At 48.6% G+C, this 935-nt stretch carries 1 protein-coding gene and 1 pseudogene; one reads left to right on the top strand and one right to left on the bottom strand.

Features of this window, described 5'->3' with window-relative positions:
- Nucleotides 1–454: pseudogene (locus KIV40_RS29105) on the bottom strand (hypothetical protein); the annotation flags it as partial.
- Between the two features lie 39 nt (nucleotides 455–493).
- On the opposite strand from KIV40_RS29105, the gene KIV40_RS29100 reads away from it, so the two are divergent.
- Nucleotides 494–935 (top strand): EVE domain-containing protein (locus KIV40_RS29100; protein WP_285352705.1); only part of this gene is annotated, 442 nt, incomplete at its 3' end.

Below are 935 nucleotides of genomic sequence, written 5' to 3'. Positions count from 1 at the left end.
ACCAGAAGGGTTCATTACCAAAGGCGCGTGTGGATTTCAGAGGTTGATTACAACGGTTTGGGTTTTCTGCGGTCAGGATATTGACTTGGTCTACCACAAAGCGTGCAGTGAAGTCGGCGTTATAGCCAGTCTGGCTCGGCACCGTTAGATGACCAATCAGTTCGCCATACATTGGCTGATAAGGTGCGCTTGAGAGGCCTTGAGCTTCCAGTGCCAGTTCCGGTGACATATCCAGCCAGTACTGCTCTTGGCTACCACAAGGGGTAAAAGTACGACTCTCATGGCCGACAATCACCTGACCACGCATAATAAAGGTCTGAGGTTGAATGGTACTGGGAGTATCTAGACTGGCCGCTGGTGTTTTCTCTGCTTCTGGCGTCGATTGTTGGGTTTGGCTACAACCCGTCAGAGCGATGGCGGTAAGCCACACGGCTGGGTTTTTAAGTACCTTCATGTTATATCTTCCTCGGAGCAACCGTTAATTGGATTTATTATGGCATATTGGTTATTTAAAACAGAACCCGACACCTTCTCTATTCATACCTTGCGCGTACAAAACACCTCTTGTTGGGAGGGAGTTCGTAATTATCAAGCCCGTAACATGATGCGCGATGAGGTAAAACTGGGTGATCTCGTGATGATCTATCACTCCTCTTGCAAAAAAGTCGGAGTTGCCGGTATTGCCAAAGTCACCAGAGAAGCTTATCCCGACCACTTTCAGTTTGACCCAGAGAGCGACTACTATGACGCAAAATCTTCGCCCGATAACCCTCGTTGGGTGATGGTGGATGTTGAGTATGTCAGAACCACAGAACGTTTGATTCCACTCGCGACGCTCAAAGCGATGCCTGAGCTTGAGAATATGCCCTTGGTTAAACGTGGCAATCGCTTATCGATTATGCCGGTGACTGAGCAAGAGTGGCAGGCGATATTAA

It is taken from the genome of Vibrio sp. D173a (genome assembly GCF_030248475.1).
The sequence above is the reverse complement of the archived record's forward strand: the minus strand, read 5'-3'. Positions and strand labels throughout refer to the sequence as shown.